Below are 24,195 nucleotides of genomic sequence, written 5' to 3'. Positions count from 1 at the left end.
TAGCTCTTATCAATCTGATAACCTGCCCGCAGAGGCACCAGTCCTGCTATGCGCTAATGGCGAGCGAATGAGTGCATTCAGCAACTAGCGTGCATGTCCCTCAAGTTGCTGAATACATAAGAGCGAAGAGCGATTAATTCAACAAAAAGTTTTTATGAAAGGGCACGCATTGCTAGAGAAGAGGGGTTACAGAAATTTGGTGAGTTTCCATGGATAAGCTCCGGAGGGTTCTTCTGGTTGAGGATAACGATGCTCATGCTGTGCTCATCCAGAGGATATTTGAGGAGAACGGCTCGGCCTGGAGCGTATCGCGGGTCTCGACCCTCGCAGATGCTATGAGATTTCTTGATGAAAACCAGGACTCCCTGCCAGATATCGTCATTGCCGACTACAGGCTGCCGGACGGCACAGGTCTAGATCTCACAAGAGGCGCCGGAACTCCTGAGGATGTTGGGTTCCCTCTCATAATACTGACAGGTGTGGGCTCCGAGAAGCTTGCTGTGCAGACAATGAAATCCGGTGCCATGGATTACGTCGTGAAGAGCTCTGATGACCTCCGTCACCTCCCATCAACTGCGAGCAGAATCCTGCAGGAGTGGAACACCCTGATGGAGAGGAGAAGAACGGAGATGGAGATCGCAAAGTGCGTCTCAGATCTTGAAGCCGACAAATTGAACCTCGATGAATTCATGGACAAGATCTCTCAGGACCTTGAAGAGGCGATCAGCACCATAAAGGAGACGAACTCGAGGATCAAGGAGAGGTTCGGCAATAACATCGATGATGATACGCTTAAAGATCTCTACAGGATCGAGAGCGCTGCTGAGAGGGCCGGCATGCTCACCGACAAGCTATTCGAGTACCTGCTGCCCCTGTACTTCGACAGCTCCCTTGTGAGGCTGTACATGCAGAACCTGGAGGAGCTGAAGAGAAGAAGGGAGAACTCAACGTAAATTCGCAGCAGGCGCTCTGAGATCCTGAACTCCATCTGCGTGGTCATATACCTGGAGTTCCACCGCGTGCGAATCGTCTCTCCCCGGATGATCTTGAGGCAACCCTTGCGGATTCCTATCGGATTTCTTACGCCATCATCCTGAGGAGTTGTGAACTGTAGATTGGTGGGGACATCTGATCTGATGAACAAACGGGTGTTCCACCAGCCAGCTTGGGTAACCAGAAGATCTTATTCAAATATCGCCATATTTCGATAAACTTATATACAACCCGCCCAGAGCCTGACCCATGCTCTCTGTTCCAAGACTGGATATGCAGGTCCGCATATTCAGCGCTCTCGCCGATCCGATCAGGATAAAAATCATCCTGCTTCTCTCGGGCGGAGATCGGTGTGTGTGCGAGATACTCCCTGCATTTGAGAGATCCCAGTCCACAATATCGAAGCACCTGAGCATTCTGTACAATGCGGGGCTTCTTGATCGCAGGATCGAGGGAAACAGGACGATCTACAGCATAAAGAACAGAAAGGTCGTGGAGCTTCTCGAGACCGCGGATGTGATAGCTCTTGAGCATCTTTCCGGTCTCGTGGAGACAAGAGGTGATTGATTGCAGAACATCATTTATGCGGCTCTGAGCGCGGGTCTTGAGAGCCTCCTCGAGTACCTCTCGGCGCATGTGCTGACATGTCTGATTCCGGCTTTCTTCATAGCCGGAGCGATATCCGCGCTCCTGAAGAAGGACATAATCCTGAGGTACTTCGGTGCAGACGCACCCAAATGGCTGTGCTATCCGGTCGCAGCGATTTCCGGCACTGTGCTTGCAGTATGCAGCTGTACCATACTCCCGATGTTCGCAGGAATAGAGCGGAAGGGCGCTGGCATAGGCCCTGCCACCGCGTTCCTGTTCTCCGGCCCGGCCATCAACCTGATGGCGATAGTGCTGACCGCGAGGGTTCTGGGTCTGGATATCGGGATAGCAAGAGCCATCGCGGCTGTTACCATGGCCGTGCTCATAGGACTGATAATGTCGTCTGTGTTTCCAGGGGAGAGGAGACCCTCCAGGAATCCTGGCTCAAAAGACGGCTCGGTGAGCAGGACCACGCTCCTCTTCATAGGAGTGCTCATAGCCATACTTCTGGTGGCGACTTCAAGCGCAGTAAGCATGACACCGAAGATCGCGATTCTCTCAGCGCTGATACTTGTGGCTTCCTACATTATGTGGAGACACTACACGCCGGTGGAGAGGCGCGCGTTCCTCGGCGAGACATGGTGGCTTGCGAAGAGGATATTCCCGTTGCTTCTCGCAGGTACGTTCGTGGTGGGTGTGATCGGGTACTTCCTGCCCATGGATCTGATAAGGATGATCATGGGATCGAACAGCTTTATATCATGCCTCACCGCCTCCATCATAGGCGCTGTGCTCTACATGCCGACGCTGCTCGAGGTCCCCATCGTCGGGACGCTCTTCGGCTACAGCTCGGGCGTCACCGCCCCGGGACCGGCGCTGGCGCTTCTCCTCGCCGGCCCATCGCTGAGCCTCCCAAACATGATAGTGATCGCAAGGGTCATAGGCCCGAGAAAGGCCGGAGTGTACGTCACGCTGGTCGTGCTCATCTCGACGCTCATCGGCATGATCTATGGAGCCCTTGTCTCCTGAGGGTCACAGGACCGGAGCGAATGAACAGGTAACAACATGCCCTCCAGCTCTGAGAGATCTGCAGCATGCAACACCGCTCGCAGTGTGCTGAGGATGACGATTGCAGCTCTTGCCATCTTTCTGTGCGTGCATCCAGCAGCATGCGAGAATGTTCTGATACTGACTGCTCCAGGATGTGCAAAATGCGCCGCCGCCCATCGGGTGCTGGAGGATGTGCTCTCCGGTTACGAGGATGTGCACATCCAGGAGTACACGTACACAAGCGAGGAAGGCAGGAAGATCATAAAGGAGTTCAGGGTCAAGGATGTGCCGTCGATAATAATAGACGGCTCTGTCATAGGATACAGGGATTACGATGGCAATGAGAGCAGGCTGCGGGATCTCATAGCATCTGCTCTTGAAGGAAGGATCGATACAAATGCTTCGTCTGAGACGCCATACTCACCGGAGATCTTCGGGAGCATCACGCTGTCCACGGCGCTGACGGTCCTTGTCGCCGGCCTTCTTGCGGGTTTCAACCCCTGCCTGCTCGCCATACTCGCGTTCCTTGCGACGACTGTTCTGTCAAGCGCGGGGCGCAGAAGGGATCTCCTTTTAATGATAATCTTCTTCTCGCTGGGCATACTCTCTGTGTACCTCGTATTCGGGATGGGCCTCTTCAGGATGATGCAGAACAGCAACACCGCCTCGATGCTCAGGCTGGTGCTGAGCGCGCTTCTTATCCTGCTCGGGATGATGCAGCTCGAGGATGCCAGGCGGCTGAACTCAACCGGACGCTCTCTGTTCAGGACTGACTGGATACTGGGATACTTCCAGGCTGCAGCTGGCGCTCAGAGCCTCGCAGCATACTTTCTCCTAGGAATGCTCTTCTCCATGGTCAAGGCCCCGTGTGTCGGAGCGGTTTACGTGGCGATCATCAGCATAATCTACACAAAGGGCTACGCATCATCAGCGGTCTTGTACCTGTTTCTGTACAACCTCGGCGTGGTTCTTCCCGTGATGCTGCTGGGCGGAGCCATAGCCCTCGGCATGCAGCCTGAGAGCGTCGAGCGTTTCAGGCACGAGCATCGCGTTGCGATCAGAATCATCACCGGATTGATGCTGATCGCCCTCGCGCCACTGATATACTGGGAGATGATATGAAAAGTCCGCATGCGAGAGCAGTGGCGTGCCAGAAGGATGAAAGAGTTGATGCGCCGCCAGTTTCACACAGCAACGATCATATACGAAAGATCACCATCATGCTTTCAGGGTAACCGTCTGTGAGGTTGCGGGAAATCCAGGATTGCTCTTTGTGTGTTCAGCAACTTAGAGGTCAAGCAAGCAGGTTGATGGAAGCACACATTCATTCGCCAGACCTTAGACTTCGTCGAAACTCTTCGACGCATTCGAAGATAAGTCGAAACGAGCGCATAGCATGGCTGCTCTCTGCGGACAGTTTATCATACGGATAGGAGCGATCCAAGATTTGAGCAGGAAGCATGCGCATCCAGTCAGACCGCGTGCTATTAACCGGCATCCCACATGAACTCAGTACTCCCAGGAGCGCGACCTCATTTTCATTAAGACCCAGAGCATGAGTTTCATCCTGGCTTCATGCTCTCAACAGCCTCCAGCTCTGTTGTATCCGCTGCCTCAGTGCCTGCTGCGTAGAAATCCTCATTATACGGCAGGACCACCATGAAGCCATCCGTGTGATCGATTGAAGCGTTTCCATCCATCAACTGAAAATCAAGCAGGTGGCCGCCAGCTGTTCTCTCATCGTTTATGAAGTGAAGGTGGTAGCCCGGGACGTTCAGCCCGCTCGCGTACGAGGGTGTCCAGAATCCGACGACTGTGCCGCTCTGGTTGTATAGATCGAAGATGCTCTGATTCATGACAGCAACCGTGAGATTCGGGTATGGTCTGGATTGAGCAGGCACGCTTCTGGTCCTGACATGGCCGAACTTACCATCGATCCTGATCGCGTAGAAGATGTTCCTTGTCGGCAGCACCTCCTCCAGGCATCTCTCCACCTGAGTCATGTTTGAGCTGCTGAGAGCCAGCTCCTCATCCGAATCAAAGAATGTGACATCTGCAAATGAGGTGAGCGTGGAATCTCTGACCTCATGAACGGAACCATCTGCCCTAACCTGATAGAAATGGCCATCAAGCCCCACCATCTCGCCATCGAGCGCATCGAATGTTCCGAGGCCGAAGTCCCCATGCACCCTCAAATCACCAAATGACATCGATCCCTCAAAAACACCATCCATGAGCGCAGATATTGTGGAGACCTGAAAGAGCACATCACCATATCCTGCGGGGCTGACGATCTGCATGCTCATGATGAGCGCTACTGCAACTGCTTCAACTGAGTGCCTCATAATACCTCACCGGCGCAGAAGCTCCGGTCCGGGCAAAAGCCGTCAGCTCCAGCACCGTTTTCGTTTTCTGCAGCAGATCCCATTGCTGCACAGGATATCTGATATAAGGAAATATAAAAACCATTCATTCGAGCTGCATCACCACGGCATATTCTGCACCCCCACTGCTTTCTCCACACGATCGGGAAGATCTGACAGAAAGTAGCGAAGTGCATGAAGCCCACAACCATTCAGAGTAAAGCGATAGATTGACATTATTCGCTCTTAGGACAGATGGAGTGCATTTATATGCGAGCAGGTATCAACAGTTGATATAAGTCTCAGGATGTGCCACATTTCCAGATGCACACTCGCATGGCTCCGGCCTGGTGCATGCTGGAGCTGTATGCAGATCAAGCAGAGGTATGCGAATGAGCAAGGTACATGTCGATGGGCAGGATGCTGGTGCTGTGACCCTTTATGCGCTGAGCACATGCATGTGGTGTAAGAAGACAAAGGATCTGCTCTCAAAGCTCGGCGTGAGCTACGATTATGTTTATGTGGATCTGACGAGCGGCGCTGAAAGGGCAGGGCTGATCGACGAGCTCAGGAGATTCAATCCGGATCTCACGTTTCCCACACTCGTTGCTAACGGGAAGGTGATCATCGGATACAGGGAGAAGGAGATAAAGAGCGCCCTGGGGGTATTGTAAGTGGTGAGCGATGAGGATGTGGAGCGGCTCTACCAGAAGCTCAAAGAGGATGCCGAATCTGCAGGATACCATCTCAACCCTGACAGATCATTCGTCATGGGGATCGTCCGCGGACTGCTGACTAATGAGGAGCGCTTCGGATACATGGCATGCCCCTGCAGGCTTCCCTCAGGTGTCAGAGAGGAGGATCTGGACATAATCTGTCCATGCGATTACAGGGATCAGGATCTCGCGGACTACGGGGCGTGCTACTGCGCTCTTTACGTCTCCGAGCGTGTCGCGAAGGGCGAGGATGAGCTGAGGCCGGTGCCGGAGAGGCGTGGATCAAAGCCAGCCCCTGAGAAACAGACCGGTGAGGCAAAGATCACAGGGCTCTCAAAGCCTGTCTGGAGGTGCAGGGTCTGCGGCTATCTCTGCGCCAGAGATGAACCTCCAGAGGTATGCCCGATATGCAAGGCCTCGCGGGAAAGGTTCGAGAGGTTCATGTGATTGCGCTCTACAGCACTGTATCGCCAGAGGGCGCTGATTTAGCTCCATGAGAGGGGCATCATGATATCATACCACATGATGGACTGGGGGCCCATGTGGTGGGGCGCATGGGGCTTGTTCCCCTTCATATGGATGCTCGGATACTGGCTGGTCTTTCTGGTCATAGCGTATCTTGTCTACAAAGATGCTGAAGCCAGGGGTATGAACGGCCTGCTCTGGGCGGTCCTCGTCGTGCTTCCATGGATCGGCATGCTGTTTCTCCTAATTTACCTGTTGAAGAGGGAGGAGATGGGAGGTTCGATCAGGAACGCAGAGTCGATCCTGGATGAGAGATATGCGAGAGGCGAGCTGACGAGGGATGAGTACCTCAGGATGAAAGAGGATCTAAGACGGGGAAGAGAATGAGGAAAAGGGCCGAGATCAGGATCTCCGGAATGACATGCGCCACATGCGCATCTACGATAGAGAGCGCTCTGAGGGAGAAGGGAGTCGAGAGCGCCAGCGTGAATCTGGGGAGCGAGACAGCTCAGGTGGAGTACGATCCAACCAGGCTGAAGCTCTCGGAGCTGGAGGGTGCGATCAGGGACGCGGGGTATGATGTTATCAACGAAAGAGCGACCGTGAAGGTGGGAGGGATGGTATGCGCCACATGCGAATCAACGGTCGCAGATGCTATTCGCGAGATTGATGGCGTCTCCGATGTCACTGTGAACCTGAGCACAGAGAAGGCGTATGTCACCTACAATCCCAAAGTCGTCAGCCTGGATGATATCAGGAGGGCGGTGGAGGACGCCGGATATCAGTACCTGGGCGTGGTTGGCGAGGAGTCCGAGAGCCTCGAGGCCGAGATCAGGGCCAGGGATCTCAGGGAGAGGATGCGGAAGATAATCGTGGGATTCGGGGCGAGCGCTCTCCTCATGGCGCTCATGTATCTGGCACCGATGACACACACCATGAGCATAGTGATGATGTGTGTGGCGACCCCTGCATTTGTGTATGTGAGCAGCGGTATATTCAGAGCTGCTCACAGGGCGCTCAGGAACAGAAACCTGAACATGGATGTGATGTACTCAATGGGCACCGGCGTGGCGTTCGTTTCCAGCGTCCTGAGCACATTCCGCATTCTGTCACACGATTTCATCTTCTATGAGACCGCGGTGATGCTGGCATCCTTCCTCAACCTGGGCAGGTATCTGGAGACCAGAGCGAAGTGGAGGACCTCAGACGCGATCAAGAAGCTCGTCGCACTCCAGCCGAGAACTGCGACACTTATCGTTGATGGCAGTGAGAAGGAGATACCGGCGGAGATGGTGAAGCCGGGAGATATCATCCTGATAAGGCCCGGTGAGAGGGTCCCGGCAGATGGCGAGATAATCGAGGGAGAAGGGTATGTGGACGAGTCAATGATATCAGGAGAGCCGGTTCCTGTTTTGAAAAAGCCAGGGTCACAGGTGATCGGAGGCACGCTGAACAAAAACGCTGCTCTGAAGATGCGCGCCATGCGCGTCGGAAGGGAGACATTCCTGGCGCAGATAATCGATCTCGTCGATAAAGCGCAGGGATCGAGGCCGGAGATTCAGAGGCTTGCAGACAGGGTGGTGAGCGTGTTCATTCCCATCGTCCTCTCAATCGCAATGCTCTCATTCCTGGCATGGTACTTTTTCGGGAGATCTTATCTGCCTGAGGACAGGATCCTCATGTTCGCAATCTCCTCGATGATCTCTGTCCTCGTTGTGGCATGCCCGTGCGCGCTCGGCCTTGCCACACCAACCGCAGTGACCGTCGGGATAGGAAGAGGTGCGGAGCTCGGAATACTCATCAAGAGCGGAGAGGCACTTGAGGCCTCAGACAAACTCACCACAGTGATATTCGATAAGACAGGGACGCTCACAGTGGGGAGGCCTGAGGTCACCGAGATCGTGGGTGATGAGCGGATGCTCAGGCTGGCGGCAGGCATCGAGAGCAGATCCGAGCACCCCCTCGGCGAGGCGATCGTGCGCATGGCGATCTCAAAGGGGATCGATATCCCAGAGACAAAGGACTTCTACGCATTCCCTGGCATGGGTGTTGTTGGCGTTGTGGATGGCGTGGAGGTTGCTGTGGGGAACAGATCCTTCATCTCGGAGCGCGGAACCAGGATACCTGATGATATGCTGGAGAGAGCTAGCGCTCTTGAGGAGCTGGGGCAGACGGTGCTCTTCGTCTCTGTCTCCGGCGCTGCAGCAGGAGCTTTCGCGATATCCGATGCCATCAAGGACTCAGCGAAAGCCGCTGTGCAGAAGCTGAAGGGGATGGGGCTTGATGTTGTTATGATAACTGGGGACAACATACGCTCCGCCAGGTCTGTGGCAGAGCAGATCGGGATCGAGGAGGTTCACGCGGAGGTTCTGCCACAGGACAAGGCATCTGAGGTCAGAAAGCTCCAGGAGGCGGGCAGGACGGTCGCATTCGTCGGTGATGGCATAAACGACGCGCCAGCCCTCGCACAGGCCGACCTGGGGATAGCGATCGGCTCGGGAACAGATGTCGCCATAGAGGCCGGAGAGATCGTTCTCATAAGAGATGATCTCATGGATGTTGTGAGAGGAATACAGCTGAGCAGAAAGGTGATGTCGAGGATAAAGCAGAACATATTCTGGGCGTTCGCTTACAACACAGCTCTGATACCAGTTGCAGCAGGAGCTCTCTACCCTGGATTTGGTATGGTGTTCAGGCCGGAGCTGGCAGGTCTCGCGATGGCCCTCTCATCAGTCACCGTCGTGTCCCTGTCGCTGATGCTCAAAAGGTATATACCAGATGTGCAAAAATAATTGAGAGGTTTCAAGATGGCAATAGATCCTGTGTGCAAGATGGAGGTCGACGAGGGGACCGCGAAGTTTGTGAGCGAGTACAGAGGCAGAAGGTACTACTTCTGCTCTCCCGGCTGCAAAAAAGCGTTCGATAAGGATCCGGAGAAGTATCTGAGCTGAGCAAAATGCTGAGTTCCGGGCGCGCACCATCTCAGCTGTGAGATCCTGCATCACAGAGTGCGATAGCCGGCTGGCATGGATTGCAGGAATGATTCAGCGCGTGCCCGAATAACATCCGTCTGAGTTCAATTATGCTGGCATGCGGCCTGCGCCTCGCAGCATGCCTCTGCAGGAAGGTGCTTTATGGATGACAATTACGATGTAATAGTGATCGGATCCGGAGCCGGGCTCATAGTTGCGCAGAGGGCTCTCTTTGAGGGGCTCAGGGTGGCTCTCATCGAGCACGGCCCTCTTGGCGGAACATGCCTCAACACCGGATGCATCCCCTCGAAGATGCTGATACATCCGGCTGATATCGTAAGGATGGTGGAGGATGGCAGCAGGCTCGGCATAAAGGCACACGTCGACTCGATAGATTTCGGATTCATAATGAGAAGAATGAGGGATCTGATCGAGACCGAGCGTGGGGAGATGGAGAAGGCGATCGGGGAGGAGGAGCAGCTCCGCTGGTACCGCAGCACAGGTGTTTTTGTCGGTGATCATCTCATCAGGGTAGGTGAGGAGGAGATAACAGCTCCCTGGATCGTCATCGCAGCCGGCGCCAGAACGCTTGTTCCTCCTGTGGCAGGTCTTGGCGAGGCGGGATATCTGGATAACGTCTCCGTCTTCTCATTAGCGAAACCCCCTGAAAGCCTGATCATCCTGGGAGGGGGATACATCGCATGCGAGTTCGGGCACTTCTTCTCCGCGATGGGCTCTGATGTCACGATAGTGGGGCGGAACCCCCGGCTTCTCAAATCAGAGGATCACGAGATATCGGATATGGCGCTGAGGGCGTTATCCAAACACATGCGAATCCACACGAACATGGAGGCGATACGTGTGGATCTGGAGGGCGGGAAGAAGGTCGTGACAGCGATCGATAGATCCAGGGGTGAGACAGTGAGCTTTGTGGGTGATGAGATACTCCTGGCAGCCGGCAGGCGTCCGAACACCGACATGCTGCAGCCGGAAAAGAGCGGAGTGGAGATTGACAGGGCCGGCTGGGTCAGGGTGAATGAGCACCTGGAGACCACAGCTCCCGGCATATGGGCCCTCGGAGACATCACTGGAAAGCACATGTTCAGGCACACCGCGAACTACGAGGCATCGATCGTGGCCCACAACCTCATCAATGCTGCCAGAGGAGAAAAGGAGAAGGTAAAGGTGGATTACCATGCAGTGCCGCATGCTATCTTCACATATCCCCAGATCGCGGGCGTCGGAATGACAGAGGAGCAGGCGAGGGCCAACGGGTACGATATCCTCGTCGGGCGTGCTTACTACAAACAGACAGCCATGGGTTATGCGATGGATGAGGACGGCATGGCCAAGGCGATAGTCGATGCCAGAAGCGGGCGGATCCTGGGATTCCACGTCATAGGATCCTCTGCACCGGAGCTTGTGCAGCAGGTCACGTATCTGATGAACGCCGAGAATCAGGATGTAACGCCGATGGCAAGATCGCAGGTTATCCACCCGGCGATAAGCGAGGTTGTGGCGAGAGCCTTCGGGAACCTGCATGACGGCTAAATGCAGCCCTTGTTGCTCTTATGTATTCAGCAACTTGAAGGATATGCAGGCCGGTTGCTGAATGCACTCATTCGCTCGCCATTGGCGCATAGCTTGACTGGTGCCTCTTCGGGCAAGTTATCAGATGGATAAGAGCGGCCCTTGTTATGTGCCTTCCACACATCAAGTGCGTGCCTCCAGACGCTCTCGGATGTGGACTTGCTCCGCGGGAGCACTGGTTCAGCCATCTGACGAACGTATGAGGGCGTTCAGCAGACACATGTTCAAAGCGGAAGAGCGACAAAGATGCATGGGATGAGCAGAACAGGAATCAGAAGATGAGAGCAATTCTTACTGACCGAGCTCGAGATCTATGCTCCTGCACGTCTCAAGCATTCTGATGCCCTCTTCTGTGGTCACATACTCGTTGCCGTGATCCTTCCTGACGTGAAGAAGGCCTTTTTTTGTGAGCGCATCAAGGTAGGAGTTCAGCATCTTGAAGTTCAGGTTCGCATTGTAAACTATCTTCGTCTTGTTGGCCCCATCGATGCATATCTCCAGTATATCTGACATGATCTGCGCTCTGCTCCGTCTGGACGGCATGTTGAGTGCACCTCTCCAACCAGCAAAGATTTTGCTGCCCTCTGACAAAATTGTTTTTCCTTGAAGAATATAAGGTTTGTCGATCAAGCCTGCCGCACTGCTGCAACCAGCCGGATCGATCTCTGGTTGTGTGCATGAAACATGCATGCAGTGCTTGCTCTTGTGTGCCCCTGAAGTTCACAGCGGCAGGTTGCTGGAAGCACCCATCCATTCGCCAGGAACGCATGGCTGGACCAGTGGCTCTCAGTGCAGGTCATCAGAAAGAGCGTTCGTGAATACCGCAGACGCCTTAACGCTTCCAGGCTGGCGGAGCTCATGACCATTCGGTCACCAGAAAGAGCGTTCGTGAATACTGCAGGCTTGACGCGTCAGGTCTCAGCGATTCGAGAAGATAGTTGAACACGAGATCACATAAAAATTCTGTAAAGCGGGCACGCTGGATATGCATTGCAGTTCGGGCCTGCAGGGAGATCGCTCAGCCCACGGACGTGCTCTGCAGCATGGATTTCACGTATCCTCTGAGAGCCTCGCCTGGCCTGGAGAGGTAGCCGGGCTCTATAACGGTTCCCGGGTAGATGCACGTGTGCACTCCTGTCTTAACGCCGTCCCCCATTATCACGCCAAGCTTTCTCCTGCCCGTGTCCACAAGCACGCCCTTGACGTAAGAGCGGATGTTTCTGTTATCATGCCTGAGGTTTGATACGATTGTGCCGGCGCCCAGGTTGCAGCCGTACCCGATGACGCTGTCCCCGACGTAGGAGAGGTGGCCTATCTTGGTGTTGTCCATGATTGTCGAGTTCTTTATCTCAACGGCATTTCCAACCCTCACGCTGTCCCCTATGCAGGATCCTGCGCGAATGTAGCAGTTCGGCCCTATATCGCAGTTCCTGCCGATCCACACGGGACCCTCGATGTATGCTCCAGCCCTCACCAGGGTGCCGCTGCCGATTGAAACATTCCCCTTGAGCGTGGCGCCGCTCTCCACATCCCCCTCCATGACGGGGCTCTTTCTCGAGAGCACAGCGTTCGAGGCTGTGAGTATGTCCCACGGAACGCCGACCTCAACCCACTCGCTGAGCTCGACAGCCCATATTCTTCTCCCAGCAGCTGCAAGAGCGTTTATTCCATCGGTGAGCTCATACTCGCCCCTGATCGAGACAGGCACCTCATCCATGAGCTCGAAGATATCCCTGTCAAGCAGGTATACGCCAGCGTTTGCCATGTCAGATGGCGGCGACGGGCTCTTCTCTATGACCCCCTCAACGAGCCCATCTTTCAGCAGAAACACGCCATAACGGCTCGCCTCAACGACACGATGTGTCGCAACACTCAGATCCTCCATCGACATCATGTGCCTGAGCGCCTCGACGTCAGGAAGCACATCCCCGTTTATGACGAAGAACCTCTCATCCGAGAGGTCCTGGGCGACCATCAGCGCATGGCCTGTGCCCAGCTGTTTCTCCTGTACTGCATAGCTGATCTCCACATCGAAATCGCTGCCGTCCCTGAAGTAGGATGTTATAACATCTCTGCGATAGCCCACAACGAAGACAAACCTGTTTATCCCAGCATCTCTGCATCTGACTACGAGCTCCTCAAGCAGCGGGGCTCCACCCACAGGAAGCATGACCTTCGGCCTGTTCGCTGTCAGGGGCCTCATCCTGGAGCCCTCGCCTGCAGCCAGTATTATCGCCTGCATGCTGTTCATGGCGCCTCTCCCGTGTACTGATGGATCACCGATGGATCCATCACATCTCCTGCCATATGCTTTCTGTTCATGGCACTTCTCCCTGCCTGGAGGGGGTTAAGATTACAGGCTCATGCCCATCCGCGTCTCTCCCTGTAGAGAGCGATCATCTTCTCCACAGTCTCGGGATCTATACGGCCGAGGGTGCTCACGGTCTCGAAGAACCTCCTGGGTATCCTCGCCTTCGAGAGATCGAAGCCCTCCCTGGTCTTGAACCTGTACTTTTCCAGGAAGATCCTCCTCCCGAGCTCTGTCAGCTCCTCCCGGCTCTTTGTTATTCCAACAGAACCCAGAGCATCGATCATGTTCTCATCTGTGTAAACACCTCTTGCGAAGAGGCATCCTACGAGCGAATTGAACACCCCTCTCGAGTCGTCCTCTCTGATTATCTGATCAACCATAGCGGCCGGATCGAGCTGCTTCTTGGCAGCCGTCTGGTCTATGCTGTATCCAGCGTTATCCAGATGTGAGTGTCTCACACCAACTAGCTGCCCGACTATGGATGCAGGACCTGTGTGGTATCCTGAGACCTCGTTTTTCCCCAGGGCCATCGCGAAATCGGTTCCGCCGTATCTGGAAGCAGCGAACTCAACACCCCTCGCAAGCGCAGAATAGAACTCGTTCGGCGCAGCCACGATATTCTCCATCGCCTTTACGTAGCCCTTCACGTTGTTCCACTGGAGCGGCACTCCCAGAGTCTCCTGAGGCGTGATCAGATCCCTCTCGTAGGCCTCCGTCGCCCACGAGAGCACCACGCCTGTGCTCATCGCATCCAGTCCCAGGCGCTCGCATGTGTCTATCAGCTCCAGCACACCCTCAGCAGTCGTAACCCCCAGGTTGCTGCCCAGAGAGTAAATCGGCTCGTAATCATAGCTGACCCTTCTCACCTCGAACTCGTGATGTGGGGTGAACGCGGTCTTCAGCATCGCTACGTGGATGCACCCTATCGGGCAGTGCGCGCATGAGACCCTTCTGAAGAGGTATTCCTCCGCGAGCCTCTCACCGCTTATGTTCTCTGCATCTGCAAACGAGCTCGACTGGAAGTTGCGTGTCGGCAGCCCCTTCAGCTGGTTCAGCACGTTCACGTTCATGGGAGTCCCGAGGTCGTGGTACTTCTCCATTGCGTCTGTCTGGACGACCATTCTGTAAATACGGTTGTAGACCTCTCGATATCTCTTCGGATCTGGGATCGCAACATCCTCTGTCCCCGATATCACGATTGCCTTCAGGTTCTTGGATCCGAAGACAGCGCCTAGGCCGAGCCTGCCGAAGTGCCTGTAGGTGTCGACAACCACAGAGGCGTACCTGACCATCCTCTCGCCGGCAGGCCCTATCCTGATGATGCTTCTCCTCCCAACTCCCCTCTCGACATCTCTCAGGATGACTCCAACGCGGGCGGCGCCGATCCCCCATATCGATGTGGCATCCCGTATCCTCACCGTATCATTCTCTATGGATATGTAGCAGGGGCGCTCAGCTCTGCCCTTTATCACAATCGACTCGTGGCCCGCGAACCTCATCGCCATTGCGAGCCTCCCGCCTGCGTAACACTCCCCGAGCTCTCCTGTCAGCGGGGACTTGAACTGGGCCACGGTCTTCGTCATCGCCGGGAACATCGTTGAGAGAGGCCCTATGCTGAAGATTATCGGAGCCTCCGGCGACAGGGGATCGACTCCAGCAGGAGCCTCCTTGAGCAGGAGCTGTGTTGCGACCCCTGTGCCTCCCAGCCATTCCTCGAAGAGGTCGTGCTTCTCCTCGACCCAGCTCTCGCCTCTGGTGAGATCTATGTAAAGAACTCTTCTCAGCATGCTTAATCCACCTCGATCAGCTTGAGCACATCATGCGGGCAGAATGCAACACATGCCCCGCAGTGCTTGCACTTCACGGCCTTGCCCTCGCTGTCGAGGGATATCGCTCCTATGAGGCACGCATCCACACACCTGCCGCATCCGTCGCAGAGATCTCTATCAAAAACAACACTCCCATCCTCTTTCCTGGAGAGAGCTCCCGTCGGGCATGCCCTGACACATGCAGGATCCTCGCACGCATGACAGACCACTATTATGGGGTCCCCCTCGATCCCACCCTGCGTCTTTATCCTTATCGCCGAGCGCTCAAGCGATGCACGCCCGGTGTTTATCCTGCTGCATGCGAACATGCAGCTCAGACATCCGATGCACCTCTCCGGATGGGCGACCTTCAACCTCCTCCGCTTCTTGGGCCTCTTCGCGGCCTCCGCGCTGGGTTTACCAGCAACAGCTCCCGCCATTTCTCATACCTCTCCTGCACGCTGCTGTGAAGTTATAGATCCTCAAGGGATATATAACCAATCAATCTCCTGAAGACAGATGATCTGACTGCGGATAAGCTGCTCCAGATCACGGAGAGCGCGCTGCATCTGAGGCATGCACCGCACGCGCCCCATTCGAAGAGTTTCAGATTCAGATGCTTCGAGCCGGCCTCCACGGATCTCAGATCAAAGCGCCTTCTCCATGTACGGCGCGTTCAGTCTGTAGCCGAGAGAGGCGTAGTAGCTCCTGACGCCTATGCCACTTGTGACTGTGATCCTGTCGTAGCCCTGATCCCTTGCCATCTCCTCAGCTCTCTCTATCAGCCTTGCGCCGATACCGCGGTGCTGCCATCCCCCTCTCCTTCCGAGAGGTACGAGCGGGCCGTATACATGCAGCTCCCTGATCCTGGCCTCGGCGCCAAGCCTCAGCCTGAGGAATCCGACGAGGGTGTCATCCACGGTATCAAAAGATATGAAGTGCTCCTTAGCTCCGCATGCATCATAGCTCTCTGTGTTCAATGCGATATCCCCCTCGGATATTCCGCGAAGCCCGGCCTCTCTGCACCTTATGCACACGCACCTCGATCCGCGCTCCTCGAGCCTCTTCTTTGCGAGCTGTCTGAGGTTGCTCTTCCTGACACCAGCCGCTATGAGGTGCGCAGGTATATCCCTCTGCACGCGCTGGAGCCTGGTGTACCTCGGGAGGATCTCCTTGATGCGTGATACCAGCTCAGCAGCCTCATCATCGTAAAGAGGCTCGTAATCGCCACGCATCCACATCCTGTGGAGCTCCGTTCCCTCGATAACCAGCGTGGGGTATATCTTGAGGTAATCTGGCCGGTAATCGCTGCTCTCAAACAGCTCCCTGAACATCCTGAGGTCCCTCTCGGGGTTCGATCCCGGCAGCCCGGGCATCATGTGGAACCCGACCTTCAGGCCAGCCTCTCTCAACAACCGGTTCGCTCTGATGGTATCCTTCACAGAGTGGCCTCTCCTGATCGCTTTCAGAACATCGTCGTGGATGCTCTGCACCCCGAGCTCGACTTTTGTCCCGCCGAGGAGGAGCATATTTTTAATGTGACCGCTCCGGCACCAGTCGGGCCTGGTCTCGAAGGTTATGCCGACGTTTCTCACGGCTGCACTGCTGTTTGCATCTGTCACCTCTCTGAAGGATCTCCAGCGTGCTCTGCTCACCGTATCAGGGTAATCGTTCATCGCCTCCAGACACCTCTTCACAAACCAGCACTGGTACCCCAGTGGCCTGGAGGTGATTGTTCCTCCCATGAGAATGAGCTCTGCCTTGTCGACAGGGTGGCCTGTCTCCGAGAGCTGTCTGAGCCTGGCAGCCACCTGGGCGTATGGATCGAAGCTGTGCTGTACCGCCCTGAGCGCTGCGGGCTCCCGACCTGTGTAGCTCTGCGGTGAGCATCTCTCGCCCAGAACGCCACCAGGGCAGGGGACGCAGGTGCCATGCGGGCAGCGGGCCGGGCTCGTCATGACGGCGATCACAGCAACCCCTGAGAGCGTGCGTGTCGGCTTTTTCACCAGCAGCCTCAACCGATCCCTCTCATCAGCTCTGGCTGCAGCGAGTATCTCAGGGTTGCCTGGAATCTCTGAAAGATTCAAGCTGGATGCAAGCGATCTCTTCGCCTTTTCAAGATCCTCCTCGCTCCTTATCACCCCTGATATGATCGCCTCCACGATATCCCTCAGATCCCTGTACATGAGCCTCTCTCATACCTCCCAGCGCGCATTGGGTGGCAGCCTCCCGGGAGATTCAGGCGACTCGGCAGGCCAGCCGAGGGAGATTATGGCGACTGGCACGACACCTTCCTCGATGCCCAGGATGTCTCTCACCATCCCATCGTCGAACGCGCCGTTCCAGCATGCGCCCAGGCCCATTGCATGTGCTGCAAGCAGCATGCACATCACAGCAGCATCAGCATCCTGGATCGCGTACAGGCTTCCCCTGTCACCATACCGCCTGCTCGATCGCCTCACATCAGCGCATACGACGATGTCCACAGGCGCGGAGGATATCTGGCTCTGGCCGTATGCGGCCAGGGCCAGAGCCTTCCTGAGATCCTGCCGCATCACAACCACGTACCTCCTGGACTGAAGGTTGCCCGCAGATGGCGCCAGCTCAGCCGCCTGAAGCAGCATCTCCACAGTATCCCTGGGTACAGGTTTCTCCTGATAGGCCCTGATCGACCTCCTTCCTTTAAGCGCATCGAACACGTCCATGAATCCATGTTGACAGTCGATGAATTTAGATTTACTCCTCTCATATCCCTGTCTGTCCGATCACTGAACCCAAAGCACGCAGCTCGAGGTCTGCTGGTGTTGTGCCACTGAGTCCCGATGGTGGAACACCGTTCAGCAGTTCAAGCCCCAGCTCGAGCCCGCGATCCGGATTTTGGAGACCTCGATCATCGAATTCCATGCGGCTCGCAGAGAACATGCTCAATATGTTGAGGTAAATTGCCCTCTTGGCGGATTTCTGGATAAACGACTATGGCCGATGATAGGGCCTCACTTGATCAGTAACTCAAGCACGCTCACGATATTGAGCAAATACCTCGCAGAGAGCGCACGGCACAAAAATCGTAAATATATTGAGCGTGGTTCAGCCAGAAAGGAGGCTTGTATGGATTTAGAGGAGTTCATCAGGAAGATAGACAGGCGGCAGATGATTGCAGTTCCAGCCGCTGTACTGGCTTTATCTATCATTATTCTGGCCGCAACGTATTTCACCACAGGATCACCGGTCAGAATGGGTATCGAGTTCACGGGTGGCACGCTCATAACAGTTCCCGCTGAGGAGCCTGAGTCGCAAGTCCTGAGCAAGCTTGAGGGTTATGATGTCTCCGAGCTGAGAAGGGTTGGAAGCAGATACTACATCCAGCTCCCCCCGATGGGATCCGAGGATTACAAGAGCCTGGCGCGGACTGTGAATGAGAAGTTCTCGGATGCTGAGCTCAGATACATAGGGCCTGTGTACAGCAAGCAGCTCCAGAGCGATGCTCCAAGGTACCTTCTGATGTCTTTCCTTCTCATGGCTCTGGTGGTCTTCTTCGTGTTCAGACAGCCTGTCATATCCGGTATTGTCGTGATCTGCGCCCTTGCGGACATAATAATAGCTGCAGGGATGATGACCGCTGTGGGCGTGAAGCTCTCGCTTGGCACGGTTGCTGCCCTTCTGATGCTCATAGGCTACTCTGTGGATACAGACATATTACTCACCGTGAGGGTGCTCAAGAGAAAGGGTCCATTAAATGAGAAGGTTCTGGGGGCGATGAGGACCGGACTGATGATGACATCCACGACACTGTCCGCGGTCATCGTGCTGATACTTGTATCGAGCATAATCTACCTGGTGTCCCCCAGCTTCACGAAGATCGATGTGATATCCGATATATCCGTGGTGCTCTTCTTCGGCCTCCTTGCGGATATGATGAACACCTGGATAACAAACGTCCAGGCTTTGCGGTGGTACATACAGCGGAATCCAAAGCTCGCCAGGGGTGGTAAGAGATGAGCCTTGCAGGCAGCATTTCAAAGGATCCAAGGGTTGTCATTTACATCGCGGCTGTGGTTCTCGCTCTGGTCTTCATGCTCACTCCGATACCCGGATATCTCGGAATGAACCACGGCCTCAAGTACGGCCTTGACCTGGAGGGTGGCTCGTGGCTCCAGCTGGAGCTTGAGGGGGCGATTGTCCAGCTCGATGTCGATCCTGTTAAGATCCTGGAGAAGGAGTTCCAGGGCGCGTGGGTCGTAGAGGATGTCTCAAGGAGAGGTGATAATTATGTGATAACGATAGACGGAAATGTTCCGGAGACGCTGCCTGAGGATCTCGGGTATCCTGGATCGAAGGTTCTGGTGAGGGCCAACACAACCAGGATCACAGTGCCTGCCTCCCCTGAAGGCGTTGTTGTGAACTACCTCAAAACGCGCCTCGATTCGGATGTGAGGATCGTTGGGCTTGAGCCGGTGCGCTACGAGATAAGGTCGAATGTGACAAGAGAGAAGCTCGAATCGATCCTCTCAGATGTCGGCGGCAGGATCGCCCCTGGAGAGGACGCATTCATCAGCGGCCTCACACCCGAGACTGTCGACGAGACCAAGGAGGTTCTCGACAAGAAGCTCAACCGTCTGGGTCTCAAGGATATCAAGGTCAGAGTCGTAGATAACAGGTTCATAACGATAGATCTCGCGGGCGTAAACGTCTCAACCGCCGAGGAGGTCGTGGGCAAGCCAGGAAAGTTTGAGATCCGCATCCAGGTTGGTCCGAACGAGACCAGGCATGTCGTGTACGGAGATGCCGTTGAGTCTGTGGAGCTCCCGAGGGGAGACAGGAACGATATGTGGGGCGTGCCCTTCACTCTCTCAGAGGAGGGGGCTCTCACATTCCAGCGGATAGCCAAAGAGGTCGGAGCCACCAGGAATCCGAAGGCGCATGAGGTATCGATGTACCTGGACAGGGATGAGATATTCAGCGCTCCTCTTGCCCCCGAACTCGCATCCGCTCTCGACAAAGCGCCAATGAGAAGCCTGGTCGCCGAGGTCGGCACAGGTGAGGCGGGATCCAGGAAGGCCAAGGAGCTGTACATCCACCTGAGGGAGGGCGCGCTGCCTGTGAACGTCAAGATCATAGGCTCCGGGCAGGTTGATGCTGCACTGGGATCCCAGTTCAAGTTCCAGGTGGCTCTTGCAGGGATCCTCGCGATACTTGCCGTGGGTCTCATGGTCTTCTACAGATACAGAGAGAGGAGGATAGTGCTGCCCATCGTCTGCACCTCATTCAGCGAGGTCATCATGATGCTCGGCATATGGTCTGCGGCTGGATGGCAGCTTGATCTCGCGAGCATCGCTGGAATAATAATGGTGATAGGCACCGGTGTGGATCACCTCTTCATAATAACAGATGAGCTCCTCCATGGGGAGAGGATCACAGAGAGGAACGAGCAGGAGGCGAAGGGCGTCCTGCTCACAGGCAAGATATACCTCGCGAGGCTCTCCAGGGCGTTCTACATCATCCTGGGAGCGGCTGCAACCACCATCGCCGCGATGATACCGCTCCTCTGGATGGGCTTCGGCGCGCTGATGGGCTTCGCCCTGATCACCATAATCGGCGTCCTGATAGGCGTGGGCATTGCAAGGCCTGCATACGGCAGGATAATCGGCTACATCCTGGGGGAGGTCGCATAGGCAGGGCCTTTCAGCCCCCCTTTTATTTTTGATCGTGCATTTCCCCTACAGGTCTGTCTCTGATAGTGCGATCGTGCTAAGCGCGTAATGGATGAGTTATTGTGAGATTGAGGATTCCTAAAATCCAGTTGGTGTAGAGCTTCTCTGATAACGCATGCAGAAGCATTCGCAGATCCCATAACAGAAGGTTAATGGGGATCCTCGATCGTCTCCAGGATGTGGGTTCCAGCCGGTGGGCACCTGCGCCCGTACAGGAGACTGCCTGCATTCCTGATCAGGTGGCGATGATCACATGAGAAGAATCGATCCGAAGCTCATGATGAGAGCGGTGTGGCAGCTGCGTGTGAGACGCAGACCCTTTGTTCTATCGCACACTGTGAACACGGCCTGCAACCTCAGATGCAGCTTCTGCCCTCACTGGCGCAGGCGCGGCCGCGAGATGCGCCTCGGGGAGATTACAGGGATGCTGGATGACGCATCGCGATTCGGCATAGGCGCATACAATGCATGGGCCACCGAGCCTCTGCTCCGGGATGATCTTCCAGAGATCCTGAGGCACGCGAGATCTCTGGGAATGATAACATCGCTGGTGACGAACGGCATTCTGCTGAGCGAGAGGATGAATGATCTCGAGAGCCTCAACTACCTCACGGTCTCGGTGGACGGTATCGAGAGTCTCAGGGAGATAAGAGGTATAGATATCGATGAGATCGTGGATGGCATCGTGGAGGCCAGGAGAATGGGAATTGAGGTCCTGATGAACTGTGTGATCAGCGATAAAAATCTGGAAGAGCTCACAAGCCTTGTGAAGCTTGCCAGAAAGATCGATGCATGGATCTCGTTCGAGCCGCTCCACGAGTTTGATGAGACGGAGTGCGATGATCTGAGGATCAGAGATATGGAGCGCTACAGATCGGCGATCGGGAAGCTGATCGATCTCAAATCAAGAGGCGCTCCGATCATAAACTCAATCACATACCTCCGTATGATACAGGAGAGAGATCCAAAGTTCAGATGCCATGCAGCGGATCTGATACTCCATGTCTCAGCGGACGGGAGAATTTACGTCTGCCGCGTACATGACGAGCCTCTGGGCCATGTGTCCGGGGGCATATCAGATGTCTGGCGCGAGTCTCGCGAGATGCGTAAAAAGGTATCAGAGGGCTGCAGTGGATGCATGTTCTTCGGCTACGTCGAGAACAGCCTGCTATACGAGATGGTCCCTGAGGTCATGATGCACTACGAGTGGATGTAGGCAGTGCGATGAAAACTTGCTCATACGTTGAGGTAAATTGCCCTCCTGGCAGATTTCTGTATGGATTGTGCCATAGCGGTTTCACTTGATCAGCAAATCAAGTACGCTCCCGATATTGAGCAGATATCGATGATCTCCACATGCCTGGTCCCCCTGTCTTGGAGAATTTCATCACGGAGCAACGCCCATCGGTTGAACTCCTGCAGATGGCCTGTGTGGGGTCTTGCGCCAGGCCGCAAGCAGCTGTGGTTTACCGCCCTGAGCATTACGGGATGCTTCAATCCAGATCGCACCGGTCTGTCCAGAAGATCTCTTATAACCGGTGATGAATCTCAGTTCATGCGTGTTGGAGTGATCACCAGAGGCAAGTACGGAGAGCGGCTCATAGATACGATAATGAAGCATACCGACTTCGATGTGGTGCATGCGGCTGTTCCGGAGCTGCTCCCCGGATTCATCGAGGACCCGGACGAGTTTCTCAGGAGCATCGACCTGAATGAGGACGTCTTCAGCGCGGACCTGATTGTCATGTACACGCTGCATCCGGATCTCACGCCTGCAATAGCAAAAATGGCCGGGGAGCGCGGGGTGAAGGCGCTTCTGATACCCGGCGGCATCGGAAGGGCAGGCTCGATAGAGGAGCTGCGCAGCATCTCTGAGAGGTATAACATCTACATAGAGGTCGATGAGATCTGCTGCACCCTTGAGAAGGTCGGGGTGGATGCTGTCGACGAGTTCGCAGAGCGCCTGGGAAGACCGGAGCTGAGGGTCGAGCTGAACAGTGGCAGGATCAGCAGGGTGGATGTGGTTCGAGGATCGCCATGCGGCAGCACATGGCATGTCGCCAGCGAGCTCATCGGAAAGAGCACCGCTGAGGCGCCATCTCTCGCAGGCCTAGCATGCCAGCAGTATCCGTGCAGGGCTGTGCGCGGCACGCCTGGAGGTATTCACACATCAGGGGATCTGCACAAGAATGCGATGGAGCGCGCTCTGGGCCTGCAATCAGAGCTCGATCTTCCAAAACAGTCGAGGCCGATCAGGATAAGGGGTGGCGTTGTTGAGACGTCGTGATGTTGTGGAGGCGACTGAAGCGGTCTTATGCAGAGCACAGATCTCGCTGCCAGGCTGGGTCGTCCGCTCAATAGAGAGCGCCCTTCGCAGGGAGAGAAACGAGATAGCGAGGTACCATCTGGAGGCGATACTGAACAACATACGAATTGCAGAATCTGATGGACGACCGGTATGCCAGGATACGGGCCTTCCTGTGTTTCATGTGGAGATCGGGGAGAGATTCCACCTGGAATTCGATCTGTGGGAGGCGATCGCGGAGGGAGTGAGGATGGCGACAGGAAAGGGCATGCTTAGACCGAATGTTGTGGATCCGCTGAGCAGGTCGAACACAGGGGACAACACAGGACCCGGCATGCCCTGCCTCATCGCGGATCAGGTTGCGGGAGATGCGCTCAGGATAACCGCATTTCCAAAGGGAGCTGGATCTGAGAACATGAGCTTCCTGGGGATGCTCAATCCAGCGGATGATCCGTTCGATTACATCCTGGAGAACCTCGCGGAGCGTGTGTCGAACGCCTGCCCGCCTGTGTTCGTCGGTGTGGGGATTGGCGGGACATTCGATCAGGCTGCAGCCCTCGCGAAGCGCGCGATCATGGGCGTTCCAGGGGAGAGCGAGGAGGAGCTTCTGCTTCTCAGGAGGATCAACAATCTCGGAATAGGCCCCATGGGGCTCGGAGGTGACACCACAGCTCTGGGCGTGAAAATAGAGAGGGCGTTCTGCCACACAGCATCACTGCCTGTGGCCGTCAACCTCCAGTGCTGGGCGAACAGAAGGGCGACTGCCAGAGTGACGGAGGATGGATGGAGCATAGAGTGAGATCCCCCCTCTCTGAGGGTGACGTGTCCAGATTCTCAGCAGGCGACATCGTCTGGCTGAGCGGCACTGTCTATACGGCGAGAGACAAGGCTCACCAGAGGCTCGGAGAGGTGAAATTCGATCTGCGGGGCGGGGTGATATACCACTGCGGACCGCTCATAAGAGACACGACTGTTGTATCAGCAGGCCCGACGAGCAGCGTCCGGCTGGCGCGATACCTTCCACAGGTTCTCGACCTCGGGGTGAGGTGCATCATAGGTAAGGGCGGGATGCCCGGGGCTGCGGAGCTCATAAGAAGAAGAGCTGTCTACCTAGCCTACCCAGGGGGATGCGGGGCTGCAGCCGCGAGATCCCTGAGCGTGCGCGGCGTCTCTCTCCCGGAGCTTGGAATGGCAGAGGCTGTCTGGGTGCTCGAGGCCACCGACCTCGGCCCCATGGTCGTTGCGATAGACTCCCACGGAAGGGATCTTTACAGAGAGGTGAGAGAATCTGCAAAGAAGCACCTGAAGCGCTGAGATCCGCTG

Annotated in this window: 23 protein-coding genes; 16 read left to right on the top strand and 7 right to left on the bottom strand. The window is 55.5% G+C overall.

Annotated elements, in window-relative coordinates; translation table 11 throughout:
* Nucleotides 1-209 precede the first annotated feature (209 nt).
* The 4 genes from QHG98_05660 to QHG98_05645 all read left to right on the top strand — a co-directional run bounded on the left by QHG98_05660 (nt 210) and on the right by QHG98_05645 (nt 3,753).
* Complete coding sequence (locus QHG98_05660) at nt 210-953, top strand: response regulator (protein ID MDH7597214.1); 744 nt, start codon at nt 210-212, stop codon at nt 951-953.
* A 289-nt stretch (nt 954-1,242) separates the two neighbouring features.
* A complete protein-coding gene (locus tag QHG98_05655; protein MDH7597213.1) occupies nt 1,243-1,560 on the top strand; it encodes a metalloregulator ArsR/SmtB family transcription factor in 318 nt (105 codons plus the stop codon).
* A complete protein-coding gene (locus QHG98_05650) occupies nt 1,561-2,610 on the top strand; it encodes a permease (GenBank protein ID MDH7597212.1) in 1,050 nt (349 codons plus the stop codon).
* Nucleotides 2,611-2,646: 36 nt separating this feature from the next.
* The gene (locus QHG98_05645) at nt 2,647-3,753 is read left to right on the top strand and encodes a cytochrome c biogenesis protein CcdA (GenBank protein MDH7597211.1); all 1,107 of its coding nucleotides are present in this window, start codon (nt 2,647-2,649) and stop codon (nt 3,751-3,753) included.
* Between the two features lie 440 nt (nt 3,754-4,193).
* Here the strand turns inward: QHG98_05645 and budA are convergent, their stop codons facing one another.
* Entirely contained in the window at nt 4,194-4,976 is a 783-nt protein-coding gene (budA, locus tag QHG98_05640) for an acetolactate decarboxylase (GenBank protein MDH7597210.1), read from the bottom strand.
* Nucleotides 4,977-5,386: 410 nt separating this feature from the next.
* On the opposite strand from budA, the gene QHG98_05635 reads away from it, so the two are divergent.
* The 6 genes from QHG98_05635 to QHG98_05610 all read left to right on the top strand — a co-directional run bounded on the left by QHG98_05635 (nt 5,387) and on the right by QHG98_05610 (nt 10,698).
* Nucleotides 5,387-5,668, top strand: coding sequence for a glutaredoxin family protein (locus QHG98_05635; protein MDH7597209.1), 282 nt, complete (start codon nt 5,387-5,389; stop codon nt 5,666-5,668).
* Between the two features lie 3 nt (nt 5,669-5,671).
* A complete protein-coding gene (locus tag QHG98_05630; protein MDH7597208.1) occupies nt 5,672-6,157 on the top strand; it encodes a ferredoxin-thioredoxin reductase catalytic domain-containing protein in 486 nt (161 codons plus the stop codon).
* A gap of 60 nt (nt 6,158-6,217) precedes the next feature.
* Nucleotides 6,218-6,562, top strand: coding sequence for an SHOCT domain-containing protein (locus tag QHG98_05625; protein MDH7597207.1), 345 nt, complete (start codon nt 6,218-6,220; stop codon nt 6,560-6,562).
* Nucleotides 6,559-8,967: a heavy metal translocating P-type ATPase gene (locus QHG98_05620; protein MDH7597206.1), complete on the top strand. Its 2,409-nt coding sequence runs from the start codon at nt 6,559-6,561 to the stop codon at nt 8,965-8,967. Before QHG98_05625 ends, QHG98_05620 begins: the two co-directional genes overlap by 4 nt.
* Nucleotides 8,968-8,982: 15 nt before the next feature.
* Entirely contained in the window at nt 8,983-9,126 is a 144-nt protein-coding gene (locus QHG98_05615) for a YHS domain-containing protein (GenBank protein MDH7597205.1), read from the top strand.
* A gap of 183 nt (nt 9,127-9,309) precedes the next feature.
* Nucleotides 9,310-10,698, top strand: coding sequence for a dihydrolipoyl dehydrogenase (locus QHG98_05610; protein MDH7597204.1), 1,389 nt, complete (start codon nt 9,310-9,312; stop codon nt 10,696-10,698).
* A 330-nt stretch (nt 10,699-11,028) separates the two neighbouring features.
* On the opposite strand, the gene QHG98_05605 is transcribed toward QHG98_05610, so the two are convergent.
* The 6 genes from QHG98_05605 to QHG98_05580 form a co-directional block, all read right to left on the bottom strand.
* Nucleotides 11,029-11,280 (bottom strand): winged helix-turn-helix domain-containing protein, encoded by a 252-nt coding sequence (locus tag QHG98_05605; GenBank protein ID MDH7597203.1) that lies wholly within the window; start codon nt 11,278-11,280, stop codon nt 11,029-11,031.
* Nucleotides 11,281-11,755: 475 nt separating this feature from the next.
* Entirely contained in the window at nt 11,756-12,988 is a 1,233-nt protein-coding gene (locus tag QHG98_05600; protein ID MDH7597202.1) for a sugar phosphate nucleotidyltransferase, read from the bottom strand.
* A 110-nt stretch (nt 12,989-13,098) separates the two neighbouring features.
* The gene (locus tag QHG98_05595; GenBank protein MDH7597201.1) at nt 13,099-14,835 is read right to left on the bottom strand and encodes an aldehyde ferredoxin oxidoreductase family protein; all 1,737 of its coding nucleotides are present in this window, start codon (nt 14,833-14,835) and stop codon (nt 13,099-13,101) included.
* Between the two features lie 2 nt (nt 14,836-14,837).
* Nucleotides 14,838-15,296, bottom strand: coding sequence for a 4Fe-4S binding protein (locus QHG98_05590; GenBank protein ID MDH7597200.1), 459 nt, complete (start codon nt 15,294-15,296; stop codon nt 14,838-14,840).
* A gap of 207 nt (nt 15,297-15,503) precedes the next feature.
* On the bottom strand, nt 15,504-17,042 hold the full coding sequence (locus QHG98_05585) for a tRNA uridine(34) 5-carboxymethylaminomethyl modification radical SAM/GNAT enzyme Elp3 (protein ID MDH7597199.1): 1,539 nt from the start codon (nt 17,040-17,042) through the stop codon (nt 15,504-15,506).
* Nucleotides 17,043-17,051: 9 nt separating this feature from the next.
* Nucleotides 17,052-17,561, bottom strand: a complete 510-nt coding sequence (locus QHG98_05580) for a nitroreductase family protein (GenBank protein MDH7597198.1) — start codon at nt 17,559-17,561, stop codon at nt 17,052-17,054.
* A 403-nt stretch (nt 17,562-17,964) separates the two neighbouring features.
* Here QHG98_05580 and QHG98_05575 point away from each other — a divergent pair, with 403 nt between their 5' ends.
* The 6 genes from QHG98_05575 to QHG98_05550 all read left to right on the top strand — a co-directional run bounded on the left by QHG98_05575 (nt 17,965) and on the right by QHG98_05550 (nt 24,186).
* On the top strand, nt 17,965-18,855 hold the full coding sequence (locus tag QHG98_05575) for a protein translocase subunit SecF (GenBank protein ID MDH7597197.1): 891 nt from the start codon (nt 17,965-17,967) through the stop codon (nt 18,853-18,855).
* On the top strand, nt 18,852-20,528 hold the full coding sequence (locus tag QHG98_05570; protein ID MDH7597196.1) for a preprotein translocase subunit SecD: 1,677 nt from the start codon (nt 18,852-18,854) through the stop codon (nt 20,526-20,528). The genes QHG98_05575 and QHG98_05570 overlap by 4 nt, the downstream gene beginning before the upstream one ends.
* Before the next feature lie 292 nt (nt 20,529-20,820).
* Nucleotides 20,821-21,783 (top strand): radical SAM protein, encoded by a 963-nt coding sequence (locus tag QHG98_05565; protein ID MDH7597195.1) that lies wholly within the window; start codon nt 20,821-20,823, stop codon nt 21,781-21,783.
* Nucleotides 21,784-22,122: 339 nt separating this feature from the next.
* A complete protein-coding gene (locus QHG98_05560; GenBank protein MDH7597194.1) occupies nt 22,123-22,854 on the top strand; it encodes a DUF166 domain-containing protein in 732 nt (243 codons plus the stop codon).
* Nucleotides 22,841-23,671, top strand: a complete 831-nt coding sequence (locus tag QHG98_05555; GenBank protein ID MDH7597193.1) for a fumarate hydratase — start codon at nt 22,841-22,843, stop codon at nt 23,669-23,671. The genes QHG98_05560 and QHG98_05555 overlap by 14 nt, the downstream gene beginning before the upstream one ends.
* Entirely contained in the window at nt 23,656-24,186 is a 531-nt protein-coding gene (locus QHG98_05550) for a fumarate hydratase C-terminal domain-containing protein (protein MDH7597192.1), read from the top strand. The genes QHG98_05555 and QHG98_05550 overlap by 16 nt, the downstream gene beginning before the upstream one ends.
* Nucleotides 24,187-24,195 lie beyond the last annotated feature (9 nt).

The sequence above is a fragment of the Methanothrix sp. genome (genome assembly GCA_029907715.1).
Lineage (GTDB): Archaea > Halobacteriota > Methanosarcinia > Methanotrichales > Methanotrichaceae > Methanothrix_B.
This window is presented reverse-complemented; position numbering and strand designations above follow the sequence as displayed.